The organism is Streptomyces sp. NRRL F-2664 (assembly GCF_000719345.1).
Taxonomy (GTDB): domain Bacteria; phylum Actinomycetota; class Actinomycetes; order Streptomycetales; family Streptomycetaceae; genus Streptomyces.
The window spans coordinates 1-549 of sequence record NZ_JOFX01000321.1 but is presented as its reverse complement, the minus strand read 5'-3'; the positions used below and the strand labels follow the sequence as shown (position 1 = coordinate 549).

1 protein-coding gene is annotated in these 549 nt (G+C 67.9%); it reads right to left on the bottom strand.

Annotation, left to right across the window (positions count from 1 at the left end):
* Positions 1–99 precede the first annotated feature (99 nt).
* The gene (locus IF89_RS0135910; RefSeq protein ID WP_158718163.1) at positions 100–348 is read right to left on the bottom strand and encodes a transposase; all 249 of its coding nucleotides are present in this window, start codon (positions 346–348) and stop codon (positions 100–102) included.
* Positions 349–549: the final 201 nt, after the last annotated feature.

The following is a 549-nucleotide window of genomic DNA, read 5'->3' as shown; positions in this document are numbered from 1 at the left end:
ACCGAGGCAGGCCGAGCACCCGGCACAGCAGCGCGACGGGGTAGCCGACAGGATTGTCGGCGCATGCCTTCTCCGCGCCGATGAAGCGGCACACGGCGCCTACTCCACGATCTCCTTGGCGAAGAAGGCCGCGGCTTCTACCAGGATCCCGTCCGCCCTCTTCACCTCGGCCAGCTCCCGGCAGACCCGCCGCAGCTCTTCCCGTTCACCGTTGGCCAGCGCTCCTGCCGGCCCCTGGCCCCGGTCAGCCTTCGCCTGCTTGACCCACGAGCGCAGGCCCTCCGCACCCACGCCGAGCTCCCGCGCGACCCCGGCCCGGGTCCGCCCGGTCGAGAGGACCAGCTCCACCGCATCCTTCCGTGCACCGCTTACCGCTCTTGCCACTCATGATCAGGACTGCTTCCTCCGGGACCAACCGTCCCAGTATCAAGCTGTCCAAGATCCGGGGGGTGAGGTGACCCCTGGGGTGTGGACACTCTGACAATGGATCTTGTGGGTCCGAGGAAGGGTGTCCTGGTGGGACGTAGGTCTCCGTATCCGGAGGAGTTC